Here is a 19,593-nt window from a genome sequence, read left to right on the forward strand (position 1 = left end):
TTTAAGTTAGAACATTTTCAACCAATAACTGTCGATGTTCGAAGAATGTGAAATCTGGAATACTTATCGAGCACTGCGCTGGCCATTCCCTCAAACCATTAAGGATCCTATACCTCCTTTTAGTCCTCTCATGAGCATGCCGAATCGCAACTGGTAAACCGCGGTCATCCAATCGAGTCAAGAATAAGCAATGACGACACTCCTAACTCTCTGATGCTTTGCAATCCAGTGAGTGAACCTATGGAGGCAGAAGCGTTCAGAAAGTTTGACCGGTAGTGAGAAAAGCGGCGAAAAGGAATCAAAAATGACAATTTAGTCATTAAGCGGTCACCTTATTGGACTGGTTAACACGCTATTCTTAAAGGGTAAAAAGAGAAAAACCTTACCCCTATTCCGATCGAGAAAATGACATGCTAATCCTAATCCTTGCTTATCTTGGTGGCGTGCTGACTATCGCGAGCCCCTGTATCTTGCCGGTGCTGCCGTTCGTATTTGCACGCTCCGACCAATCCTTTGCCCGTACGGGGCTTCCTCTGCTGGCCGGTATGGCGCTGACCTTTACGCTGGTCGCTACCCTCGCGGCCGTTGGCGGAGGTTGGGTCGTTCAGGCGAATCAGTATGGCCGCTGGTTAGCCCTGATTTTAATGGCAATTTTTGGTATCACGCTGCTATTTCCTCGTATCGGTGAGCGTCTGATGCATCCGTTAGTCTCGGCGGGGAACCGCATGACGGATGCGCTAAGCGTGGGTAGAAAACCGAAGATCGGGACCTCCTTTTTACTCGGTATCGCCACCGGTCTCCTATGGGCACCCTGCGCAGGCCCGATTCTAGGACTGGTTCTCACCGGCGCCGCGCTGCAAGGTGCCAACGTAGGTTCGACGCTGCTGCTTTTAGCCTATGCGGCAGGCGCGGTGACCTCATTGACGCTGGCGCTCCTGATTGGCGGCAAGGTCTTCACGGCGATGAAAAAATCCCTCGGCGCAGGAGAATGGATCCGTCGCGGCATCGGTGCGGCAATGCTGCTTGGCGTAGTGGCTATCTCCCTTGGCCTGGATACCGGGATATTAGCCAGAATCTCAACGGCATCAACTGGCGGCATCGAGCAAACGCTGCTTAAAAAGTTTGGCGTAAACAATCCTGCAAATCCTGAAACGACGGCCGCCGCAGACAACGGTGCCTTGCCTACTCTTGCCGATCTGGGGCCGATGCCCTCACTGGACGGAGCTGTGCAGTGGCTAAATTCCCCGCCGCTTACCGCAGCCTCACTGCGTGGCAAGGTTGTACTGGTCGATTTTTGGACTTACTCCTGCATCAACTGCCTGCGCGCGCTGCCTTACGTGAAGGCCTGGGCGGATAAATATCGCAGTCAGGGACTGGTAGTCATTGGGGTACATGCTCCTGAGTTCGCCTTTGAACGCGACATCGACAACGTCACTAAAGAGTCAAAAAAACTGGGCATCGATTATCCAATAGCCATCGATAACGACTATAAAATCTGGCGCGCCTTCAACAATCAGTATTGGCCCGCACATTATTTTATTGATGCAAAAGGTGAGATCCGCCACACCCACTTTGGTGAAGGGGAATACGCTCAGTCTGAGCGTGTCATTCAAGAATTGCTGCGCGAAGCAGGTGCTAAAAATGTCGATACATCAATAAGTCAGGTGCAGGGCAAGGGCGTGGAACAAGCACCGGGGCTTGAGGGCTCAATTTCTCCCGAGACTTATCTGGGCTATATGCGCACCGAGAATTTTGCCTCCGATAATGCCGCGTCTGACGTTGCCGTTAACTATAAAGCCCCTGCTACGCTGGACCTAAACGCTTGGGCGCTTGATGGCAACTGGACAATCAATGACGAGAAAATTCAGCTCAACAGCGCTCCGGGACGGATCCTTTATCAGTTCCACGCTCGCGATCTGCATCTGGTGTTGGGCCCCGGCAAAGACGGCAAAGCGGTACGATTTAAAGTCTTGCTCGACGGTAAAGCCCCTGGCGCGATGCACGGCAGCGACACCAACGCAGACGGTGAAGGCGTTGTCACCGACCAACGTCTTTACCAACTGATTCGTCAGAAGGACAACAGCGGCAATCACACCTTCAGCATCGAGTTCCTCAACGGCGGCGTGAATGCTTACGCCTTTACCTTTGGATAATTAGCCGAACAATTCAGTATACCGGGGGGAGCATTTGCTCCCCCTTTGTCTATCTAGACAATAGTTTAACTTGACCATTTCTCACGCCCTCCCCCATCATCGGTTCAGTATTTAATCGTGATTTACTGACAGAGGCATTGATGGAAAAGTATCGGCTGCAAATGACGGATGTCATTGATGATGAAGCAAAAGCGATAATCGGCGACGGTCTCGACGATTTCAATACCGAAATGGCAGGCATCAAGGATAGACAACCGCTGGCGGTTTTGGTGAAAGATCCACAGACCGGTAAAGTGCTGGGCGGTATGCTCGGGCGTACCTCTCTCGGGCTGATGTTTATCGAGCTGTTCTATCTACCTCTCACGCTGCGCGGTTCGGGTCTCGGCTCGGAGATTCTGCGACAGTTTGAACAGGAAGGGGCGAGACGCGGATGCACTTCAGGCGTGCTCTACACCCTCAGTTTTCAGGCACCGAATTTCTACGCCAAATATGGCTGGCAGCGCTTTGGCGAGATCCCTTGCTCACCTGAGGGCTCGAGCCGAATATTTATGAGCAAAGCCTTAACGCCTCAGTAATCCTCATGTTTTCCTCATTCTTTTAAGACAATATCAGTTGAGTCAATTTAAAAAGGAAGCCCCATGTCGGTTAAGTCCCTCCCTCTTGTCGTTTCTGCGCTGCTGGCAGGCCTGAGTTTTCCGCTACTCTCTTTTGCCGATGACGCCCCGGCGACGCAAAATCTCCAGCTACAGCAGGCAGTCATTTTAAGCCGTCACGGCGTTCGTGCGCCGACCAAACAGACAAAAAAAATGGAACAGGTTGCCGCGAAAGACTGGCCAGTGTGGCCGGTAAAATTCGGTTATCTGACCCCGCGAGGTGAACATCTTGTCACATTGATGGGCGGCTATTACGGTGAGTATTTTCGTAAAGAAGGGCTAATATCCGACAAGTCTTGCCCTGCCAACGGTGCGATATTTGGCTGGGGAGACGTGGACCAACGCACGCGACTGACCACCCAAGCTTTGTTAAACGGCATTGCGCCGGGTTGCCACCTCGATGCCCATTTCCAAAAAGATCTCAAAAAAGCCGATCCTCTTTTCCATGCCTTGAAGGCAAAAGTATGCAAACTCGATGAGAAAACGGCGCAGCAGGCTATCGAGCAACAGGCAGGAGGCTCTCTTTCGGCACTCGACAAAACCTATGCGCCACAGCTGCAGCTGATGAGCAACGTGCTGGATTATCCGCATTCCGCCTATTGTCAGAAGATGCAGAAAAAAGGCCAGCAGTGCGAACTGGGCATCAATATGCCGTCATCGGTCAAGGTGAAGGAAAATGGTACCGACGCATCGCTTAAGGGCGCAATTGGCCTTTCTTCTACGCTGGCTGAAATCTTCCTGTTACAGGATGCACAGGGTATGACCGACCCCGCGTGGGGAAATATCAAAGACCAAAAAACCTGGCAAGGCTTGATGGCGCTGCACAATCTGCAATTTAGTCTGATGTCAGGAACGCCTTATTTGGCCAAGTCCAACGGCACGCCAATCCTGCAAGCGATTGATAGCGCACTGGGAGCACCAGAGAAACCGGCTTCCGGCTATACGCTCCCGACGGGCAATAAGCTGTTGATTCTCGGCGGACATGATACCAATATCGAAAACGTCGCGGGCGCGTTGGGCCTGAACTGGTCACTGGACGGGCAGCCGGACAACACGCCACCGGCTGGCGCATTAGTGTTTGAGCGCTGGCAGAGCCGCACCTCGCACCAGCAGTATATTTCGCTGAAAATGGTCTATCAGACACGGGATCAGATGCGATCACAGCAGGTTCTGACGCTAAACAACCCACCGAGCAGCATAGCAATCACCCTCCCCGGCTGTGAAAATATCGGCCCCAACAAGCTTTGTGCCATCAAGACCTTCCATCAGGTCATGACCAAGGCACAGCTGCCGCAGTGTAAGATTTAAGTCTCACTCGGCTGGGTAACGCATCCTAGGCGTTATCCAGCCAAATCATCTCGACGCAGTCGAGGTAGGTACCCGTCGAGTGAGAAAAATACTTGCCTTTGGCGACCACGCTAAACCCTTGTCGCAAATAAAACCCCACCGCGTTTGGCGTAGAAGAGAGCGTAAGCTGGCGAATGTTTAGGCTTCTGGCCTGCTGCTTGATTTGTTCAATGATGGCCGCCGCTAGCCCTTTACCTTGATACTCGGGCTGGGTGAAAACAGCCTCCACGTGACCCGTGACCAGATCGAGGTAACCGCAGGCAACAGGATTTTTTCCGTCTGAAGAATCTATGATAAAAACCTGATTTTCGGCGATTGTCTTGTTCATGCCTTCCGGCATGATATCGGGCGTAAACGCCTTCAGGGTGGGTTCATCATAAACCTGGACGCATCCGTACCTAAGCGCCGCGTTGCGCAGCCGCCATAATCCTTGAGCATCCCCTTTATTCGCGACTCTGATCTTCATTTTTCCCCCTCTGCCGTCAGATAAACCCGCCCTGCATTTTGGTGTAAACCCTATATTTACCCAGTTCTATCACCTTGAGATGGTGCAATAAACTGTTTTTATTCCCTGTGTTCTGTTACCTGGGTTACTCAGGTATTCTCGTTAATAATTTATAAAGATGGTACGCATCTTGCTGTAACTTGCTGAGAAAGGCCGTCAATCTACCCTGAGGAAACTATGATGAAGAAAAGCGCGTTGTTCACCCTACTGGCTCTGGCCTCGTTTAGCTCTCTGGCGAATGCCGACTCAGTCCTGCGCTTCGGTGTAGATCCTACGTTTGCGCCTTTTGAAACTAAAGCGCCCAACGGCAGCCTGGTCGGTTTCGACGTTGACCTTGGTAACGCCATTTGCCAGCAACTGAAGGTGAAATGCCAGTGGGTCGAAACCGGCTTTGACAGCATTATTCCGGCCCTAAACGCCAAAAAATTCGATGCCGTTCTCTCTGCCATGTCGGTGACACCAAAGCGTCAGGCACAGGTTGATTTTTCCGACATGCTCTACCACATTCCGAGCGTGCTGGTAGCCAGGAAAGGCAGCGGACTGATGCCTACCCCGGAATCGCTAAAAGGTAAAAGTATCGGCGTCGCGCAGGGCACCATTCAGGAAGCCTATGCGCAGGCGCTGTGGCAGAGCAAAGGCGTGAACGTCGTGTCTTATCAAAATCAGGATTTGGTGAATCAGGATCTTGAATCCGGCCGTGTCGATGCCACGCTGACCAACGCCGCCGCGGCGCAGTCGGGCTTCCTCGATACTGCCGCCGGTAAAGATTTCGCCTTCAGCGGTGAGATGCTGAATGACCCACGTTATCTGGGGGCCGGTACGGCAATCGGCCTGCGTAAAGGCGATAAAGAACATCAGGAGATGATCAACAAGGCGCTGGCGGCTATCCATAAAGACGGCACCTTCGATAAGATCTCAAAAAAATACTTCAGTTTTGAAGTCTATAATAAACAGCCATAATCATCGCTGGCCGTCGTAATACGGCCGGTTCGCACAGTCTTAAACAAGGAGATAAGGATGCTGCAGGGTTACTCTCAATTGCCTGATTTTACGGTGCAGCGTGAGCGCTTCCTCGCCGCTGCCAGACAAGCAGGCGCTAAACTCACGCAGTATCCTCATCCCCTGAAAGGCCCCAAGGGAGAAGCGTTAGCTACCGACGTGGCGGTGCTTGGCAACCCACAGTCTTCGCGACTGTTCGTGGTGGTATCAGGCACGCACGGCGTGGAAGGTTACTACGGATCCGAATGTCAGATTGACTGGCTGGCCGTGAATCACGCTAATACGTTGCCCGCCGATACCGCCGTGGTCATGATCCACCTGCTCAATCCGTGGGGCACTGCGCACCTGAGGCGGGTCAATGAAGACAACATGGATCTTAACCGCAACTTTATCGACTTTAGTAAGCCGCTGCCGGTGAATGCCCGCTATGAAGATCTGCATGATATTTATCTGAGTAAAGACTTAAACGGCCCTGAGCGCGCCGCCGCCGACGACCTGATGGACAAGTACTCGCAGGAGTCAGGCTGGAGTGAGATCAAAAAAATCGTCGAGGCGGGTCAATACACCCATGCTGACGGGATCTTTTTCGGCGGCCAGCAGCCGAGCTGGTCTAACCGCACGCTGCTTACCATCATTCAAACACATTTGGCACATGCCAAAGCGATAGTCAGTTTTGATCTGCATACCGGCGCGGGAGCCTATGGTCACCCGATGTTGATGGCGATTGCCGAAAAAGCTTATCCTTCGCTGCAACCGGCGCGTGAGGTGTTTGGCCCCTGGCTGTACGTGCTGATAACCGGCAAGAATATTGGCAGTAATACCGGCGTAACGGCGACGGCAACCGGCTACCTGTCTCAGTTTATGCTCGACAACTTACCCGATACTCAGCTGATTCAACTGGTGGTCGAGTGCGGCACCTATGACGGTGAAACCATGCATCATCTGGTCCGCGACGACCACTGGCTGCATCTGTATGGCGATCCGCAGAGTCCGCAGGGCAAGAAAATCAAGGGTGAGCTGTTTGAAGGATTTTATCCGCAGGATAAAGACTGGCAGCAGTTGGTACATCTGCGCACCCAGCAAATCTTTAATCGCGCCTTTAGCGCGTTGGCATCTCTTTAATACTTTGCGCATTGCCCAGACTGAGAGCAGCTTGGGCAATGCGTTTATACGCGTCCGTAGAAGGTCATACGCGCCGTTTCAGAAAGTGAAATATCGGGCTGTGAATTATAGGCCAGCACCGCCAGCATTCGGGTTACCTCGCCTTCGGTTGGCGTCACGCGGTGAATCGCATTACGCCCGCGAAACAGCACTAAATCTCCCTCTTCGATGCCCAGCTTTTTCGGCTCGATAGCTTTATCCAGCAGCTGTTCCAGGGCGGAATAGTTCATATCGCCGCCGTCTGCATCGCGTAAATTCTCAACGTATTCAAACACTCCGCCCGCCTGCGGTTTCTGTACCAGCAGCGTAATAGCAAACGAGGAGTTATCAAAATGCCAGCCCAACTCCTGACCGGCGCTGGCATAGTGCAGATTAATGGATGAGAGCGTGTCGGCATACGGATACAGTCGTTCTTCGCCCAGCACGGCGCACAGAAAAGCACGGAATTCCGGCGCATCGTAAAGCGCACGCAGGGCCGATGCCTGAGGAATTTCCTCGTCAGTAATGCAGCCTTTAGAGGAGACAATCTGGCGGTTCCTTGGATGCGTCGCCGGCAGGCTGTCGTCAGGTTTCAGCAGATAGACGTTATGATTGCTGCGGGTGTAATACGCCAAATGCCGATTTTCATCCCCTTCCTGTTTAATCGCGGCAAGTGCCGCAGGGGTGAGGAACTGGTTCAAAACCAGCGCCCCCTTTTCATCCAGCGTTTGCTTGCACTGCGCCAGAAAATTAGCGTCCAGAATGGGATTTGCAGCGAGGTTTACAATCTTGTCGAGTGGTTGCATTGGAGCCCTCAGGAATTAATCAGGAAAAAATCAGTTGCTTCCACTTTAACCAACCCGCTCGCGGTTAGGAAACGAAATAGCGTGATGATTAACCTTTTTGTTAATCGGTTGCGACAAATGAAAACTTCTGATTTTATGAGGGTTAGTTCACAATCCCTTCAGGCACTACGGAAAATAAGATGACAACATTAAATCATTTTGGACAACCGATCGGTGACGAGATCCCCGGCTGGCAAACGCGCCCTCTTCCAGAGCCTATTACGCTGCAAGGAAGCTATTGTCATCTTGAGCCACTGGACGTTGGCAAGCACAGCAAATCTCTGTTTAACGCCTGGCACAGCATTGATGATGACCGAGACTGGACCTATTTCTCGATCAATCGCCCTGCTAGCCAGAAAGAGTGCGACACCTACATTACCAAGATCTCCAGCCTGAAGGATCCGCTCTATTTCGCGGTAATTGATAACGCCACCGGCGACGCGATCGGCGGTGTGTCATTAATGCGTATTGATGCGGTAAACGGCGTGGCGGAAATTGGCTGGGTCAACTGGTCCCCGCTGATGAAACGCTCGCGTTTCGGCACCGAGGCTATCTACCTGCTGCTGAGCTATCTGTTTGATACGCTGGGGTATCGCCGCTGTGAGTGGAAATGCAACAGCCTGAACGATGCCTCTAACGCCTCGGCCAAACGTTTTGGCTTCACGTTCGAAGGGACGTTTCGTCAGGCGCTTATCACCAAAGGCAACAACCGCGATACCTGCTGGTATTCAATCATTGACGGCGAATGGCCGCCTATCGGTGCGGCGTTCAGGCAGTGGCTAAGCGCAGATAACTTCACGACTGAAGGCCTGCAAAAGCAAAAGCTTGAAGCCTTCATGCCTAAACCTAAAGCTGAGTAAATCTGAAAAATAACTGAGTCAATTTAGAACAATGCGCCTCGCTAACGAGTCTTGAGCCGCTCAGGCCGTTGCTCTTTCTCCAGCAGGCGTTTTTTTCGCTCTACGCCCCAGCGATATCCGGAAATATTGCCGTTGTTCTTCACGACCCGATGACAAGGAATGGCGACCGCTAAAAGATTGGCGGCACAGGCGCCGGCCACCGCTCGTACGGCACGAGGCGAACCGATTTTTTCCGCCACCTCGGAATAGCTGAGCGTTTCACCTACCGGGATAGCCCTCAGCGCATGCCACACCCGCTGTTGAAAAGCGGTACCGCGAATATCCAGCGGCAGCGCCAGTTCGCTTTGCGGACTGTCAACAAACCCCACCACGGTTGCGATACGTTTTTCGAAATCCTCATCATTGCCGAGCAACGTGGCGTGTGGAAAATTATCCTGTAGGCTTTCTACCAGCCTTTGCGGGTTATCGCCAAGCAGGATTGCGCAGATCCCGCGCGGACTTTCGGCAACCAGGATATCGCCCAGCGAGCAACGCCCGACGGCAAACCAGACCGCAGTGCCTTTACCCCCGGCGCGATAAGCGCTTGGCGTCATGCCCAGACTTGCACCCGAGCTAGCGTAGAAGTTACCGTTCGAGGCATATCCGGCCTCAAGAATAGCCGAGGTGACCGACTGAGTTTCAACCAATTTTTCCCGTACCCGCTGCTGCCTTTTCGCCACTGCATAGGCGCGCGGCGTCAGGCCGGTGTGGGACTTAAACACGCGATGAAAATGGTAGGCGCTCAGCCCAACCTCTCGGGCCAGAGCCTCGAGAGTGGGCGTTTTTTCACTGGACTCAAGCAGGCGGCAGGCCTGCTCAACCTGCTGAATCTGCTGTTGGCGCAGGGAAATACGCCCCTGACGGCAACGCTTGCAGGGGCGATAACCGGCGGCCTCCGCCTGCTTGGCCGCGGCAAAAAACTCGACATTTTCACGATTAGGCTGGCGCGACGGACAGGACGGCGCACAGTAAATTCCCGTAGTCCTGACGGCATAAACAAACTGCCCATCGGCCGCAGCGTCACGGCCGACAATCGCCTGCCAGCAGGCGTCAGCATCGGCTAAGCGAATATTTTTATCATCACGTTTCATGGTCAGTCTCACTCATCGGATAGAATAACCCAACCTTACCCCCCTTAACGACGCTGAACACTCTGCGGCTTGCTTTTTCATTCCGCCAGCGGATGCGCCGGTGTCGCCAGAATAAGCTGGTAGAAGGCTAAATCCAACCAGTTATCGAACTTGTAGGCCGCCTGTCTGATGATGCCTGCCTCGACGAATCCGGCCTTGGTATGCAGGGCAATACTGGCCTGATTGGTGGCATCAATCCCACCAATTAGCGTGTGCACCTCACGGCGTTTCGCCTCGCCGATAATGGCATTGAGCAATATTTTGCCCAGCCCTTGCCCGCGATGTTCTGGGTGAATATAAATAGAGTGCTCGACGGAATATTTGTAGGCCGGCCATGCGCGGAAGGTCCCATAGCTGGCAAAACCGAGCAGCTTGCCGTCAGTGTCCTCCAGGCCGATGACCGGAAAATTACCGTTGCGCTTCGCGGCGAACCACGGCCACATGCTTTCCAGCGCCCGGGGTTTGTAGTCGTACAGCGCGGTTGAGTTAAGGATTGCCTCATTGAAAATCTCTAGTATTGCGACGGCGTGCTGCTGTTCGGTGCATTCGATCAAATTCATGATTATCCCCTTGTGGCTTTCAATTCCAATATAGTAGAATTAATTCTACAAAAGTAAACACAGAGAAACATAAAATGTTAATCGATGAAATAATTGCCGGCCGTCTGCAGGCGTTACGCAAAGGAAAAGGCCTGAGTCTCGAACAGCTGGCCGCGCTTTCTGAGGTCAGCAAGGCGATGATTTCCAAGATTGAGCGTCAGGAAAGTAGTCCGAGTGCGACGGTTCTCGGCAGGCTGGCGGCCGGTCTGGGAATTTCCGTCACCCAACTGCTGTCAGAGGAAAACGCCGAAGCTAAAAATCTGCGTCGCCTCAAGCAGCAGGAAATCTGGCGCGACCCGGACATTGGCTATCTTCGCCGCCAGGTTTTGCCGCCCGAACCGTCGAGCGGGCTTGAGTTGATTGAAATCACGCTGCCCGCCGGGGCCAGAGTCAGTTATCCAAGCTGGGGAAACCGCGCCTATCGGCAGCGGCTGTGGCTGATTGAGGGGCAGTTGGCCATTGACTACGGCGAGAGTCGCTATGAATTAGCGACCGGAGACGTGCTGACGTTTGGCGTTGATTTAGCCGTCACTTTTGATAACGTGGGGTCTGAAGCCTGCCGCTATTTATTGGTGATTAATCAAGGATAAGGAAATGCCAGTATCCATTATCAGTCTTACTACGGTGCTTGATGCCCGTTTTATCGCCTTGGTCAGCCAGCTTGATGCCTATCAGAGCGTGCTTTATCCGGCGGAAAGCGACTACAGTATGCCACTCGATCAGATGGCCGCCTTTGAGCACTATCCGTTTATCGCCGAAATTGACGGTGTCGCCGTCGGCTGTGCCTGTTTGTTTATTTGTGCCAACGGTCTGGCGGAAGTGAAACGCGTCTACGTCAATCCTGACTATCGCGGGCAACGCATCGCTGAGCGACTGATGGATGCCGTTGAATCTCAGGCCCGACAGCTTGAACTGCCAAGCCTGTATCTTGAAACCGGCGTCGATCACCATGCCGCCATCGGCCTTTATCAGAAATGCGGCTTCACCCTGACCGAATGTTTCGGTGACTATCAGTACGATCCGCTGAGCGTTTACATGGTCAAGGTGCTGGCCTATCGGCAGGTCGTCTGAGTCATGGGTCTATTTCAGCCAGCGCCTGGTGGACCTTTCGCAGCAGCCACATCGCACGGTCACGCTGGCGACGATACTGAGTCATCATCATGAGTCCGCTTTCAGGCGTAGTTTGCGATAAATCCGCCGCCAGTTCCTGGAAGCCGGGAAATGCGCCGCCGCGATAGCTGAGATCATAGTGAAAATCATCGGTCGAGCTGTAGCGCAGACGATGTAAATCACCCACGACGCGGCTCAGCAACGGCTGCCAGCGCGTCGGTTCTTCGCTTGCCCGCTGCGTAAGTCTTGCGACAGGTTCGCTCAGCGCCAGCAAACTCTTTTCGATTTCCCCCAAGGCAAAGCGAGCATCCACCCGCTGGCTAAGCGCATTGAGCGCCAACGCCATTTTGGCGAGATAGTCGGTCACGTCTAGAGGCAATATCGCCTCATGAAGTAATACCTCCAGCCAACGCACGTGGATCAGGCAGTCGCGCCAAAGAAGGGTTAAATCGACCTTATCATAGCCGTCGTGCTCGGTGTGCCACCACCAGCCGCCGCCGCTGCCGGGTGAATGGCTGGTTTTTTCGAGTGGCACTTCGCGCAGCGCGAAATGCAGCGGTACACCGCTGCCCCAGAATGACTGGTCACCGCCTTTGCCCAATGGCGCAATCCATCGCGCAGGCCTGTCGGTAACCGCCTCGACCGCCTGATTTAGAAAGGCTTGCGACTCCGCGCCGCTGGCATTGATGACCACCTGAACCGCGTCTTTACAGCCCGGTGAATCTACGTTGATGTGTGCCACGCAGTGCTGGCCGAGCTGTTGTCGATAGTTATCGGCATACCAGGTTGAGCCGCCGTAGCGGGCGTTAGAATGCCCCGGCCACCACGCGATGCGCAGGCCGCGCCGCAGCATTGCCGCTTGCGGTTTAAAATGCAGCGCCATCGCCAAACAGAGCGCATTACCGGTGGCATTGTCGGTGACCCCCTCATGCCACGAGTCATAATGTGAAGAGAGCAGCACAAATTCCGGACTCTGCCCGGCAATCTCGACCAGCGGCAGACTGCATGTTTTCACCTGCCGTTGTACCTCGGTGCTTAAAACGGCGTGAACCGGTGTGGTCACCAGATTGCATAGGCCGAGCAGGTTCTGACCGTCGTGATAATTAATCGAAATCACCGGCAGGCGCGGATAGCGCTGCTGGTCATCCGGGGTCGGTGTGCCCCAGATAGGCCCCACCGTCTCTTCGTGCAACGCGTTTTCGGTCGATCCCCAGATATGCACCAACCCAACGGCCTGCGCCGCATCCAGGCGCTGAACGTAATCCTCAAACCCCTGATCGGCAATGACAATCTTGCCCCTGACCTGTTCGGCCCACCGCTGCCACTCCCTGTCGGAACGCGCACGGGTTGAGTCGGCATCGTAAAATAGCGCCGCACTCACTCCCTGCGGGCAGTGTGCGGAAAAAGAACGCGTCTTGGCCCGGCAATGCCATTCCGGGAATTCGGGCAGCGCCAGCCGACCGGACAGCGGATCGCTCAGCAACAGTGGAATGTGTTCAATACGCGCATTCAGGCCGTGCGACTGAAGTTGATCCACCAACAGCGTGGCAGAACGCTCAGCATCTTCGCTGCCGGACAGACGATGCAGCTGCGAAAAAGCCAGCAGCAGGTCATCCATCACCGGCATCAGTTGGTCATATTCCGGGGGCGTAAAGGCCATTATTTCGCGCCTGATGCCTGATGCACCGCAATATCCAGGTCACCAAAGTACTTCACGCGGATCTTGTCCCAGGTGCCGTCGGCAACGATCTTCGCCAGCCCCTGATCGAGCAGCGCTTTCGTTTTGTCATCGCCTTTGCGGACGCCGAAGGACGATCCTACGCTAAACAACTTATCGTCCCGCACCTCAGGCCCGGTCAGGGTAAAATCTTTACCCTGCGGCTTATTGAGGAAACCGTAGGTAACCGCCACCGCCGGGCTCAGCGCCGCGTCGAGACGACCCGCCGTCAGATCCTGATAGATAGTATCCTGATCCGCATAGGGCACTACGTCGACGCCCTTCGGCAGCCAGTAGGCGTTGGCATACATTTCCTGAATCGAACCTTGCTGCACCGCCACGCGTTTACCTTTAAGCGACTCGGCGGTCGGCAACAGCGGACTGCCTTTCTGTACCACGAGCTTGGTGGGAATGTGATAAACAAAATCGCTGAAATCAATAACTTTACGGCGTTTATCCGTCGCCCCCTGCGGCGAAATGAAATCGACTTTTTTGGCGATCAGCGAAGGAATTTCGGCGTCAAAACTGGTCACCACATAGTCGCATTTCACCTGCATCTCTTTGCAAATGGCGTTGGTGACATCAATTTCGTAGCCGCTCGGCGTCCCTTTTGCATCGCGGAACTGGAAAGGCGGATAGCTCAGGTCGGCCGCAACGCGCAGCGTCTCCTCGGCGTGGGCAGCACCGGCGGAAAGCGTCAGCCCCATCAGGGCCAGCGTCAGCATGCTTTTCGTCATCTTGTTCATTGATTCACTTCCTGTCTATTGTGATGTCTTGTTGTTATTTGTTTATTGAGGCATTGGGTGATGCAAAAGCGTCTAGATTCAGTTCTGCGCCTTCCAGCTCAGGAACTCCTCCCTGACCGCGCGCAGCATTTCTGGGCTCTCGATCAGGTCAACTGCCGTCATCGCCAGCGCCTTGGCTGCGTTGAGCATCGCCGCCAGACCCGCCTCGGAACCGGCGGCCTCGGCAAACTCCGGCGTATGCGGCATGACGTCACCGATGCGCAGATAAGGGTGGATAGCCGCCGTTATCTGGCTCACGTTGCCGATATCCGACGAGCCTATACCGCCGCTGCGCGGAGGCGGAACCACCTCAATGCCCAGCGCGTCAAGGTTCTGCCTGAAAAACTCGGCCAACGTGAGGTTGTTGTTACGTTCGGCATAGGTCAGCCCCTCTTCGATTTCGAGGCGCGCACCGCTCATATCGGCCGCGCCCTGCGCCGCCGCAAAGACTTTGTCACGTACCGTGCGTAGGCCTTTTACCGTATTGGCGCGCAGCAGGAATTTGGCTTCGGCATAGGCGGGAACGATATTGGTGGCGCTGCCGCCGTGGGTAATAATGCCGTGCACGCGCACGTCGTCGGTAAACAGCTGGCGCAGGGCGTTAATGCCGACAAAGGTGTGGATCACCGCATCAAGCGCACTAATGCCGTTTTGTGGCGCTGACGCCGCGTGCGCCGCCTTGCCGTAAAATTTGAACACCGCATCGACGCAGGCCAGTCCTCCACGTACTACCATGGTCTTGTCGCGTGGATGGAACATCATCGCCGCGTCGTGGTGGTCGAAAAACCCCTTCTCGGCCAGGATAATTTTACCGCCGCCCTCTTCCTCGGCCGGGGTACCTATGACCTCGATACGCCCGCTAAGCTCAGGAAAACCGGTCTTTAGCGCCAGCGCAGCGGCTATCGATGCGGTCCCGATCAGATTATGACCACATGCGTGGCCGAGGTCTGCCAGCGCGTCATACTCCGCCAGTAGTGCAATAGTCGGGCCGGGTTTGCCGCTGTCGAAGGTGGCGCGAAAGGCAGTAGGCAGCCCCCCCAGCCCTTCCTCAATCTCAAACCCCGCCTCGCGCAGCGGGGCAATAAGCGCTGCCGCAGAAGCGACCTCCTCAAAACTCAGTTCAGGATTGGCATGAATATGCAGAGCGAGCTGCTTTAACCGGGGAGCAAGGTTATCGAGGGTATAAATAATTTTATTCTTTTGTTCTATTTTGGTGCATTCCGACATGATATTTCCCTGAGCTGGTGCAGAGTAATTCCTGATATAGGCTTAATCTGGCGGCCTTTGTGGCGTGATTAGCGGTAAACATCAGAAATAGGGGATTTTCTGCCTGCCGTCCAATTAAGTGTTTTTATCTCACGCCCCTTTCATGCAAAAATTCTTTTATGGCTTGAATAAACGGCGGTATCAATCGTGAATGAAAAAGACTGGCTCATTATTCACAGCGTCTATCAGCACAAAAATATTACCCGCGCCGCAGAGCAGCTTTACACCTCGCAACCGGCCCTGAGTTATCGGCTTAAACAGATCGAGCGCAAGCTTGAGATTCGGCTGTTTGAAGAGGGCCATAAAGGTCTGGTGTTCAGCGCACAGGGTGAATATCTGGCGCAGCACGCACAGAAGGTGTTACGCGACCTACAGCAGCTCAAGGAGAATCTGCACAGTCTGGAGATGGCGCAACAGGGTGAAATAGCCATTGGCGTGTCGAGCAACTACGCCGCTTATCGCCTGCCGCCGCTGTTGAGCCGTTTTCGGCAGTCGCATCCCGGGATTCGTATCAATCTGATGAGCGGCCTGAGCGAGGAGATTTTCACGCTGTTGCAGCGCGGCGAGATTGATATCGCCATCGTTAAAGATGACTACCACTGGAAAGAAGGCAAGGAACTGATTGATGAGGACGACTATCTGCTGATCGGCCAGCAAGACTTTGATTTTGCACTATTGCCCCACCTGCCGCAGATTCGCATTGTTCACGGCCAGCACGTCACACAGTTGCTCGAACGCTGGTGGAACGCCAATTTTTCTCACGCACCGAATATTGCGATGACCGTTGATAAACTTGAGGTTTGTCTCGGTATGGTCACCCATGGGCTGGGCTACGCGATTATTTCAAGCTATCTCCCATTACCTGACAGCCTGTATCGTCGCCCCATTACCCTCGAGGGCCAACCGGTGAAAAACCGCACCTGGCTGCTGTATCGCTATAATCTTCAATCTTCGCCGATGATGCAGTCATTTATTAATATTCTAAAAAGTAACCAGCCATAGCGCGCGGGGCAAAAAGCCGATTTCTATCGTCTATGATTAATAGACCTTAATCAGCGAGCAACGGATATGACTCTTGATCTTATTGGGGTCGGTATTGGCCCTTTCAATCTCAGTCTGGCAGCGATGGCAAAGGACAGTGGCCTGATACGTAGCGCTTTTTTCGATGCCAATAGCGAATTTGGCTGGCATCCCGGCATGCTGCTGCCCACGGCCACGATGCAGACTTATGTTTTGCAGGATTTAGTCACCACGGTCTCTCCGCGCAGTGAATTCTCGTTCATCAACTATCTGGTCGAGCGCAAAAAAATTTATCGTTTTCTGGCAACCGAGCAGTTAATCATTAGCCGCGACGAGTTTTCAGATTATCTGCGATGGGCATGCGATAAGATGCCAAATCTGCACTTCTCACACCCGGTAGAGCAGATTGATTTTAATGACAGCGAGGGGTGTTTTGAGGTACAGACTTCGCAAGGAAAATTCCAGTCACAGCATATCTGTTTAGGCACCGGTCACGCCCCCTGGGTGCCGAAAGCGGCGCAGTCGGCGCTGGGGAAAAATTGCTTTCACGCGGCAGAAATCGCCCTGCTGGAGCCGGACTTTACCGGCAAAAGGGTGATCATCGTCGGCGGCGGCCAAAGCGGCGCTGACGTAATGCTCAACACGCTCGACGGCCACTGGGGAGAACCGGCAAACCTGAGCTGGCTGTCGCGTCGCCCCAATTTTCAGCCGCTGGACGAATCAATCTTTACCAATGAGTACTTCACCCCGGAATACGTAAACTATTTTTATACTCTGCCGGAAGAGGTTCGCCAACAGGAGATAAGGACGCAGAAACTGCCGTCGGACGGCATCAGCTACCATACGCTGGAGAAAATCTATCAGCATCTTTATCACAAGTTTGATGTGCTGCAACAACCGCGCAACGTCTCCCTGTTGCCGCATCGTGCCTTGAAAAGCGTCATCCGCCGCGCCGAGGACCGCTTTGAGTTGAAGGCTGAGCATGGGCTGAGCCAATGCGATGAGCATTTTGAGGCTGACATCGTGATTTTAGCCACCGGCTATCGTCCCGGACTGCCCGAGTATCTCAAACCGCTATTGGAGAGAATCCCTTACGATGGGGAGCAGCATCTGCCGCTGGAGGCGAATTTTAATCTTCGCTGGAACGGACCGGATACTCACCGTATTTATGCGGTCAATGCCGGGATCCACAGCCACGGCAGCGCCGAGGGCCAGTTGACGCTCACCGCCTGGCGCTCGGCAAAAATCATCAATCACCTGTTGGGCAAGGCGCATTACGACATAAGCCCCAGCCAGTCATTGGTGCAGTGGTGGCCGGGGAAATAGCGTTTTACAGCCTGATACTGCCGTCGATGAGGGTGACTGTTTCACCGCCAATCCACGGTTGCTGCTGCTCATAGCGCACAAAAACTCGACCATCGCGGTGACGCTGCGTGCCCTGACGAACGCGGTAATGCTTCGAGGTCTCGCCGCCGTCCGGGAAGTTAAGCTGCTGAAGTACGCGCGCCAGACAGGCATTGGCGCTGCCAGTAACCGGGTCTTCCACCAGCTGGTTTTGCTCAACCAGCAAAGCTCTTACTTCATAGTCTACCGCTGCCCCTGGCGGATGCGGACCATAAATTGCCAGGCCATTTACGCCAGCCTGCTTTTGCAGTGCGGCAAGTGCGTCGATGTCGGCCTTAACCCGCAAACAGGCTTCGGCGTCAGGCATTCTGACCACCAACCAGCTGATGCCCATCGTGACGACCCAGGCGTCAACGTTAGTCTGGCGACCGCCATGCTGCATGGCGTCATCAAGCAGCGAATAGAGCGACGCGGGCAATACTGAAATCTCGGCGCTCGGCGCGGCAAACGCCAGTCCGCCCTCAGGAAGAAGCTTAACGGAAACCAGGCCGACGCCGCACTCCTGAATCAGCGTACCCGGCGTTTTAGGGACCAAACCAGACTCCAGCAGCGCGTGCGCCGTCCCCAGCGTCGGGTGGCCGGCGAACGGGAACTCGGTATCGGGGGTGAAAATGCGCACGCGGTAATCGGCGCGCGGGTCGGTAGGCGGCAAGGCGAAGGTCGTCTCCGACAAATTTGTCCAGCGGGCAAAGGCCTGCAACTGCGCGTCGCTCAAGCCCTCGGCATCAAGAACAACGGCCAGCGGATTACCCTTCAGGGGCTCGGCGGTAAAAACATCGACCTGCTTAAAACGGCGTTTAACGGACATAAAATAGGCTCTTAAGAAAATATTTAGAAAGTAAACGGCTTGATTAAGACGACTCAGCGCGGGTGTTGCTGTTTGCGGAGCAAATCGACGTAGGCTTGATCTACCAGCTCCTGACGCTGAATATCGAGTCGTTCGAGTAAATCTTCGGCGATGGCAATCCCCTGCTCTTCGGTCTCATGGTCTTCGAGTACGACTTCAAACTCGAGATAGTCGCCGAGATGCTTGACGCGATCCAGATGCAGCCGGGTCTGCCCGACCATGAACAGCGTACGCTGTTTTATCACCCGACCGGCGCTGCCGTAGGCCAGCGTCAACGTTTCACGAAGCCCGTCAGGGTCCTGTGTTTCAGAAAGCGAATAGAAACTGGTTTTCGGACCCGCACGATCGGCGCGCTTGTAAAAAATCAGCTCACCGCTGTCGGGCCCCAGCTTGCGCAGCTTGAGGCGGCCGTGCGGACAAACAAAGAAAGTGTCATCCTGGTCGATAAGCTCTGGCACACCGTCGGCCAGCAGCGCTATCTTGGCGTACAGCGCAGAAAAATCATCAATCCGTGCTTTGATTTCAACATTACGAGCCATGGCAAACTCCATAAACAGCGGGGAATAACTCAGTCTATCACTGCAATATGAAGCTATCAGTTTCAACCACTTTTTGCAGTTGATAATGTGCAGTAACCCTATAAACTCATTGGCATTACGCACTAAGGCCGGAGGCCCAAGTCAAGAATGATATGGATTATGATTGCTGCACTGGTTGTCGTTTTTGTGGTGGGATACTGGTTCATGACCGCGGATACGCGAAAGGCCAATGACTCGCTGGCCAGCCTGTTAAAAATCAAGCCGGTATATATTGATTCCATGCTGCTGGAGATGGGTAAACGTCAGAGTGCGATGTTTATTCGCTCGATTAGCGGGGGCTACGCGGAAGAAATTCGTAAGGCGGCGTATATTGTTTTTATCTATCACACTTTTATCAAAGATGCCTCGGACGAAAACATTGCCCACTGGCGTAACGTGCTGGTGCGCGCGCATCTCGATCCGGTGCTGACCAGCGAACACGCGGAGCTGGCGCTGTTTTACTTCTCGGAGCTTGATATCGAGCCTTTCGAGCTGGCACAGTTTCGCCGCAGCTACAATGAGACCTTCAACCAACTGCATCTGGTGTAGCAAGACGGCCTGGTCTGCTTCCCCCAAGACGTTGGGGGAAGGGACAA

20 protein-coding genes are annotated in these 19,593 nt (G+C 54.0%); 11 read left to right on the top strand and 9 right to left on the bottom strand.

The window, feature by feature from the left end:
• Positions 1 to 410 precede the first annotated feature (410 nt).
• The 3 genes from O1V65_RS14780 (at position 411) to O1V65_RS14790 (ending at position 4,114) form a co-directional block, all read left to right on the top strand.
• On the top strand, positions 411 to 2,153 hold the full coding sequence (locus O1V65_RS14780) for a cytochrome c biogenesis protein DipZ (protein ID WP_165429766.1): 1,743 nt from the start codon (positions 411 to 413) through the stop codon (positions 2,151 to 2,153).
• Positions 2,154 to 2,293: 140 nt separating this feature from the next.
• The gene (locus O1V65_RS14785; RefSeq protein ID WP_017491401.1) at positions 2,294 to 2,728 is read left to right on the top strand and encodes a GNAT family N-acetyltransferase; all 435 of its coding nucleotides are present in this window, start codon (positions 2,294 to 2,296) and stop codon (positions 2,726 to 2,728) included.
• A 63-nt stretch (positions 2,729 to 2,791) separates the two neighbouring features.
• Positions 2,792 to 4,114 (top strand): histidine-type phosphatase, encoded by a 1,323-nt coding sequence (locus O1V65_RS14790; RefSeq protein ID WP_269129837.1) that lies wholly within the window; start codon positions 2,792 to 2,794, stop codon positions 4,112 to 4,114.
• Positions 4,115 to 4,139: 25 nt separating this feature from the next.
• Here the strand turns inward: O1V65_RS14790 and O1V65_RS14795 are convergent, their stop codons facing one another.
• A complete protein-coding gene (locus tag O1V65_RS14795; RefSeq protein WP_084912870.1) occupies positions 4,140 to 4,619 on the bottom strand; it encodes a GNAT family N-acetyltransferase in 480 nt (159 codons plus the stop codon).
• 219 nt (positions 4,620 to 4,838) lie between these two features.
• On the opposite strand from O1V65_RS14795, the gene O1V65_RS14800 reads away from it, so the two are divergent.
• Positions 4,839 to 5,618: an ABC transporter substrate-binding protein gene (locus tag O1V65_RS14800; protein ID WP_017491404.1), complete on the top strand. Its 780-nt coding sequence runs from the start codon at positions 4,839 to 4,841 to the stop codon at positions 5,616 to 5,618.
• A gap of 57 nt (positions 5,619 to 5,675) precedes the next feature.
• On the top strand, positions 5,676 to 6,779 hold the full coding sequence (locus tag O1V65_RS14805) for a M14 family metallopeptidase (RefSeq protein WP_017491405.1): 1,104 nt from the start codon (positions 5,676 to 5,678) through the stop codon (positions 6,777 to 6,779).
• Between the two features lie 44 nt (positions 6,780 to 6,823).
• On the opposite strand, the gene O1V65_RS14810 is transcribed toward O1V65_RS14805, so the two are convergent.
• Positions 6,824 to 7,603, bottom strand: coding sequence for a HalD/BesD family halogenase (locus tag O1V65_RS14810; protein ID WP_269129838.1), 780 nt, complete (start codon positions 7,601 to 7,603; stop codon positions 6,824 to 6,826).
• Positions 7,604 to 7,782: 179 nt separating this feature from the next.
• On the opposite strand from O1V65_RS14810, the gene O1V65_RS14815 reads away from it, so the two are divergent.
• Positions 7,783 to 8,502: a GNAT family N-acetyltransferase gene (locus O1V65_RS14815; protein ID WP_017491407.1), complete on the top strand. Its 720-nt coding sequence runs from the start codon at positions 7,783 to 7,785 to the stop codon at positions 8,500 to 8,502.
• Between the two features lie 41 nt (positions 8,503 to 8,543).
• Here the strand turns inward: O1V65_RS14815 and ada are convergent, their stop codons facing one another.
• Positions 8,544 to 9,632: a bifunctional DNA-binding transcriptional regulator/O6-methylguanine-DNA methyltransferase Ada gene (gene ada, locus O1V65_RS14820; RefSeq protein WP_165429770.1), complete on the bottom strand. Its 1,089-nt coding sequence runs from the start codon at positions 9,630 to 9,632 to the stop codon at positions 8,544 to 8,546.
• A gap of 77 nt (positions 9,633 to 9,709) precedes the next feature.
• The gene (locus tag O1V65_RS14825; RefSeq protein WP_017491409.1) at positions 9,710 to 10,231 is read right to left on the bottom strand and encodes a GNAT family N-acetyltransferase; all 522 of its coding nucleotides are present in this window, start codon (positions 10,229 to 10,231) and stop codon (positions 9,710 to 9,712) included.
• Between the two features lie 74 nt (positions 10,232 to 10,305).
• On the opposite strand from O1V65_RS14825, the gene O1V65_RS14830 reads away from it, so the two are divergent.
• A complete protein-coding gene (locus O1V65_RS14830; protein WP_269129839.1) occupies positions 10,306 to 10,860 on the top strand; it encodes a helix-turn-helix domain-containing protein in 555 nt (184 codons plus the stop codon).
• 4 nt (positions 10,861 to 10,864) lie between these two features.
• Positions 10,865 to 11,341, top strand: coding sequence for a GNAT family N-acetyltransferase (locus O1V65_RS14835; RefSeq protein WP_017491411.1), 477 nt, complete (start codon positions 10,865 to 10,867; stop codon positions 11,339 to 11,341).
• Position 11,342: 1 nt separating this feature from the next.
• Here O1V65_RS14835 and O1V65_RS14840 read toward each other — a convergent pair whose 3' ends face one another.
• From O1V65_RS14840 to O1V65_RS14850, 3 genes are all read right to left on the bottom strand, one after another.
• Positions 11,343 to 13,040, bottom strand: a complete 1,698-nt coding sequence (locus tag O1V65_RS14840; RefSeq protein WP_084912866.1) for a M28 family peptidase — start codon at positions 13,038 to 13,040, stop codon at positions 11,343 to 11,345.
• Positions 13,040 to 13,843: a transporter substrate-binding domain-containing protein gene (locus O1V65_RS14845; RefSeq protein ID WP_017491413.1), complete on the bottom strand. Its 804-nt coding sequence runs from the start codon at positions 13,841 to 13,843 to the stop codon at positions 13,040 to 13,042. The genes O1V65_RS14840 and O1V65_RS14845 overlap by 1 nt, the downstream gene beginning before the upstream one ends.
• Positions 13,844 to 13,921: 78 nt before the next feature.
• Positions 13,922 to 15,109 carry a M20 family metallopeptidase gene (locus O1V65_RS14850; protein ID WP_017491414.1) on the bottom strand — a complete coding sequence of 396 codons (1,188 nt, stop codon included), beginning with the start codon at positions 15,107 to 15,109 and terminating at the stop codon, positions 13,922 to 13,924.
• A 186-nt stretch (positions 15,110 to 15,295) separates the two neighbouring features.
• On the opposite strand from O1V65_RS14850, the gene O1V65_RS14855 reads away from it, so the two are divergent.
• Both O1V65_RS14855 and O1V65_RS14860 read left to right on the top strand, forming a co-directional pair.
• Positions 15,296 to 16,150: a LysR family transcriptional regulator gene (locus O1V65_RS14855; RefSeq protein WP_192503373.1), complete on the top strand. Its 855-nt coding sequence runs from the start codon at positions 15,296 to 15,298 to the stop codon at positions 16,148 to 16,150.
• A 66-nt stretch (positions 16,151 to 16,216) separates the two neighbouring features.
• Complete coding sequence (locus O1V65_RS14860; RefSeq protein ID WP_017491416.1) at positions 16,217 to 17,494, top strand: lysine N(6)-hydroxylase/L-ornithine N(5)-oxygenase family protein; 1,278 nt, start codon at positions 16,217 to 16,219, stop codon at positions 17,492 to 17,494.
• Positions 17,495 to 17,498: 4 nt separating this feature from the next.
• Here O1V65_RS14860 and O1V65_RS14865 read toward each other — a convergent pair whose 3' ends face one another.
• Both O1V65_RS14865 and O1V65_RS14870 read right to left on the bottom strand, forming a co-directional pair.
• Complete coding sequence (locus O1V65_RS14865; protein ID WP_192503372.1) at positions 17,499 to 18,380, bottom strand: PhzF family phenazine biosynthesis protein; 882 nt, start codon at positions 18,378 to 18,380, stop codon at positions 17,499 to 17,501.
• Between the two features lie 53 nt (positions 18,381 to 18,433).
• Positions 18,434 to 18,958 carry a class IV adenylate cyclase gene (locus O1V65_RS14870; protein ID WP_017491418.1) on the bottom strand — a complete coding sequence of 175 codons (525 nt, stop codon included), beginning with the start codon at positions 18,956 to 18,958 and terminating at the stop codon, positions 18,434 to 18,436.
• A gap of 147 nt (positions 18,959 to 19,105) precedes the next feature.
• Here O1V65_RS14870 and O1V65_RS14875 point away from each other — a divergent pair, with 147 nt between their 5' ends.
• Entirely contained in the window at positions 19,106 to 19,546 is a 441-nt protein-coding gene (locus tag O1V65_RS14875; RefSeq protein ID WP_026110465.1) for a DUF1198 domain-containing protein, read from the top strand.
• Positions 19,547 to 19,593: the final 47 nt, after the last annotated feature.

Origin of the sequence: Rouxiella badensis, assembly GCF_026967515.2 — a bacterium.
Lineage (GTDB): Bacteria > Pseudomonadota > Gammaproteobacteria > Enterobacterales > Enterobacteriaceae > Rouxiella > Rouxiella badensis.

Coding starts and splice junctions, on each gene's coding strand:
- O1V65_RS14850 (WP_017491414.1), bottom strand. CDS start 15,109: ATGTCGGAATGCACCAAAATAGAACAAAAGAATAAAATTATTTATACC.
- O1V65_RS14790 (WP_269129837.1), top strand. CDS start 2,792: ATGTCGGTTAAGTCCCTCCCTCTTGTCGTTTCTGCGCTGCTGGCAGGC.
- O1V65_RS14840 (WP_084912866.1), bottom strand. CDS start 13,040: ATGGCCTTTACGCCCCCGGAATATGACCAACTGATGCCGGTGATGGAT.
- O1V65_RS14795 (WP_084912870.1), bottom strand. CDS start 4,619: ATGAAGATCAGAGTCGCGAATAAAGGGGATGCTCAAGGATTATGGCGG.
- ada (WP_165429770.1), bottom strand. CDS start 9,632: ATGAAACGTGATGATAAAAATATTCGCTTAGCCGATGCTGACGCCTGC.
- O1V65_RS14785 (WP_017491401.1), top strand. CDS start 2,294: ATGGAAAAGTATCGGCTGCAAATGACGGATGTCATTGATGATGAAGCA.
- O1V65_RS14835 (WP_017491411.1), top strand. CDS start 10,865: ATGCCAGTATCCATTATCAGTCTTACTACGGTGCTTGATGCCCGTTTT.
- O1V65_RS14860 (WP_017491416.1), top strand. CDS start 16,217: ATGACTCTTGATCTTATTGGGGTCGGTATTGGCCCTTTCAATCTCAGT.
- O1V65_RS14825 (WP_017491409.1), bottom strand. CDS start 10,231: ATGAATTTGATCGAATGCACCGAACAGCAGCACGCCGTCGCAATACTA.
- O1V65_RS14865 (WP_192503372.1), bottom strand. CDS start 18,380: ATGTCCGTTAAACGCCGTTTTAAGCAGGTCGATGTTTTTACCGCCGAG.
- O1V65_RS14780 (WP_165429766.1), top strand. CDS start 411: ATGCTAATCCTAATCCTTGCTTATCTTGGTGGCGTGCTGACTATCGCG.
- O1V65_RS14845 (WP_017491413.1), bottom strand. CDS start 13,843: ATGAACAAGATGACGAAAAGCATGCTGACGCTGGCCCTGATGGGGCTG.
- O1V65_RS14800 (WP_017491404.1), top strand. CDS start 4,839: ATGAAGAAAAGCGCGTTGTTCACCCTACTGGCTCTGGCCTCGTTTAGC.
- O1V65_RS14815 (WP_017491407.1), top strand. CDS start 7,783: ATGACAACATTAAATCATTTTGGACAACCGATCGGTGACGAGATCCCC.
- O1V65_RS14810 (WP_269129838.1), bottom strand. CDS start 7,603: ATGCAACCACTCGACAAGATTGTAAACCTCGCTGCAAATCCCATTCTG.
- O1V65_RS14875 (WP_026110465.1), top strand. CDS start 19,106: ATGATATGGATTATGATTGCTGCACTGGTTGTCGTTTTTGTGGTGGGA.
- O1V65_RS14870 (WP_017491418.1), bottom strand. CDS start 18,958: ATGGCTCGTAATGTTGAAATCAAAGCACGGATTGATGATTTTTCTGCG.
- O1V65_RS14830 (WP_269129839.1), top strand. CDS start 10,306: ATGTTAATCGATGAAATAATTGCCGGCCGTCTGCAGGCGTTACGCAAA.
- O1V65_RS14805 (WP_017491405.1), top strand. CDS start 5,676: ATGCTGCAGGGTTACTCTCAATTGCCTGATTTTACGGTGCAGCGTGAG.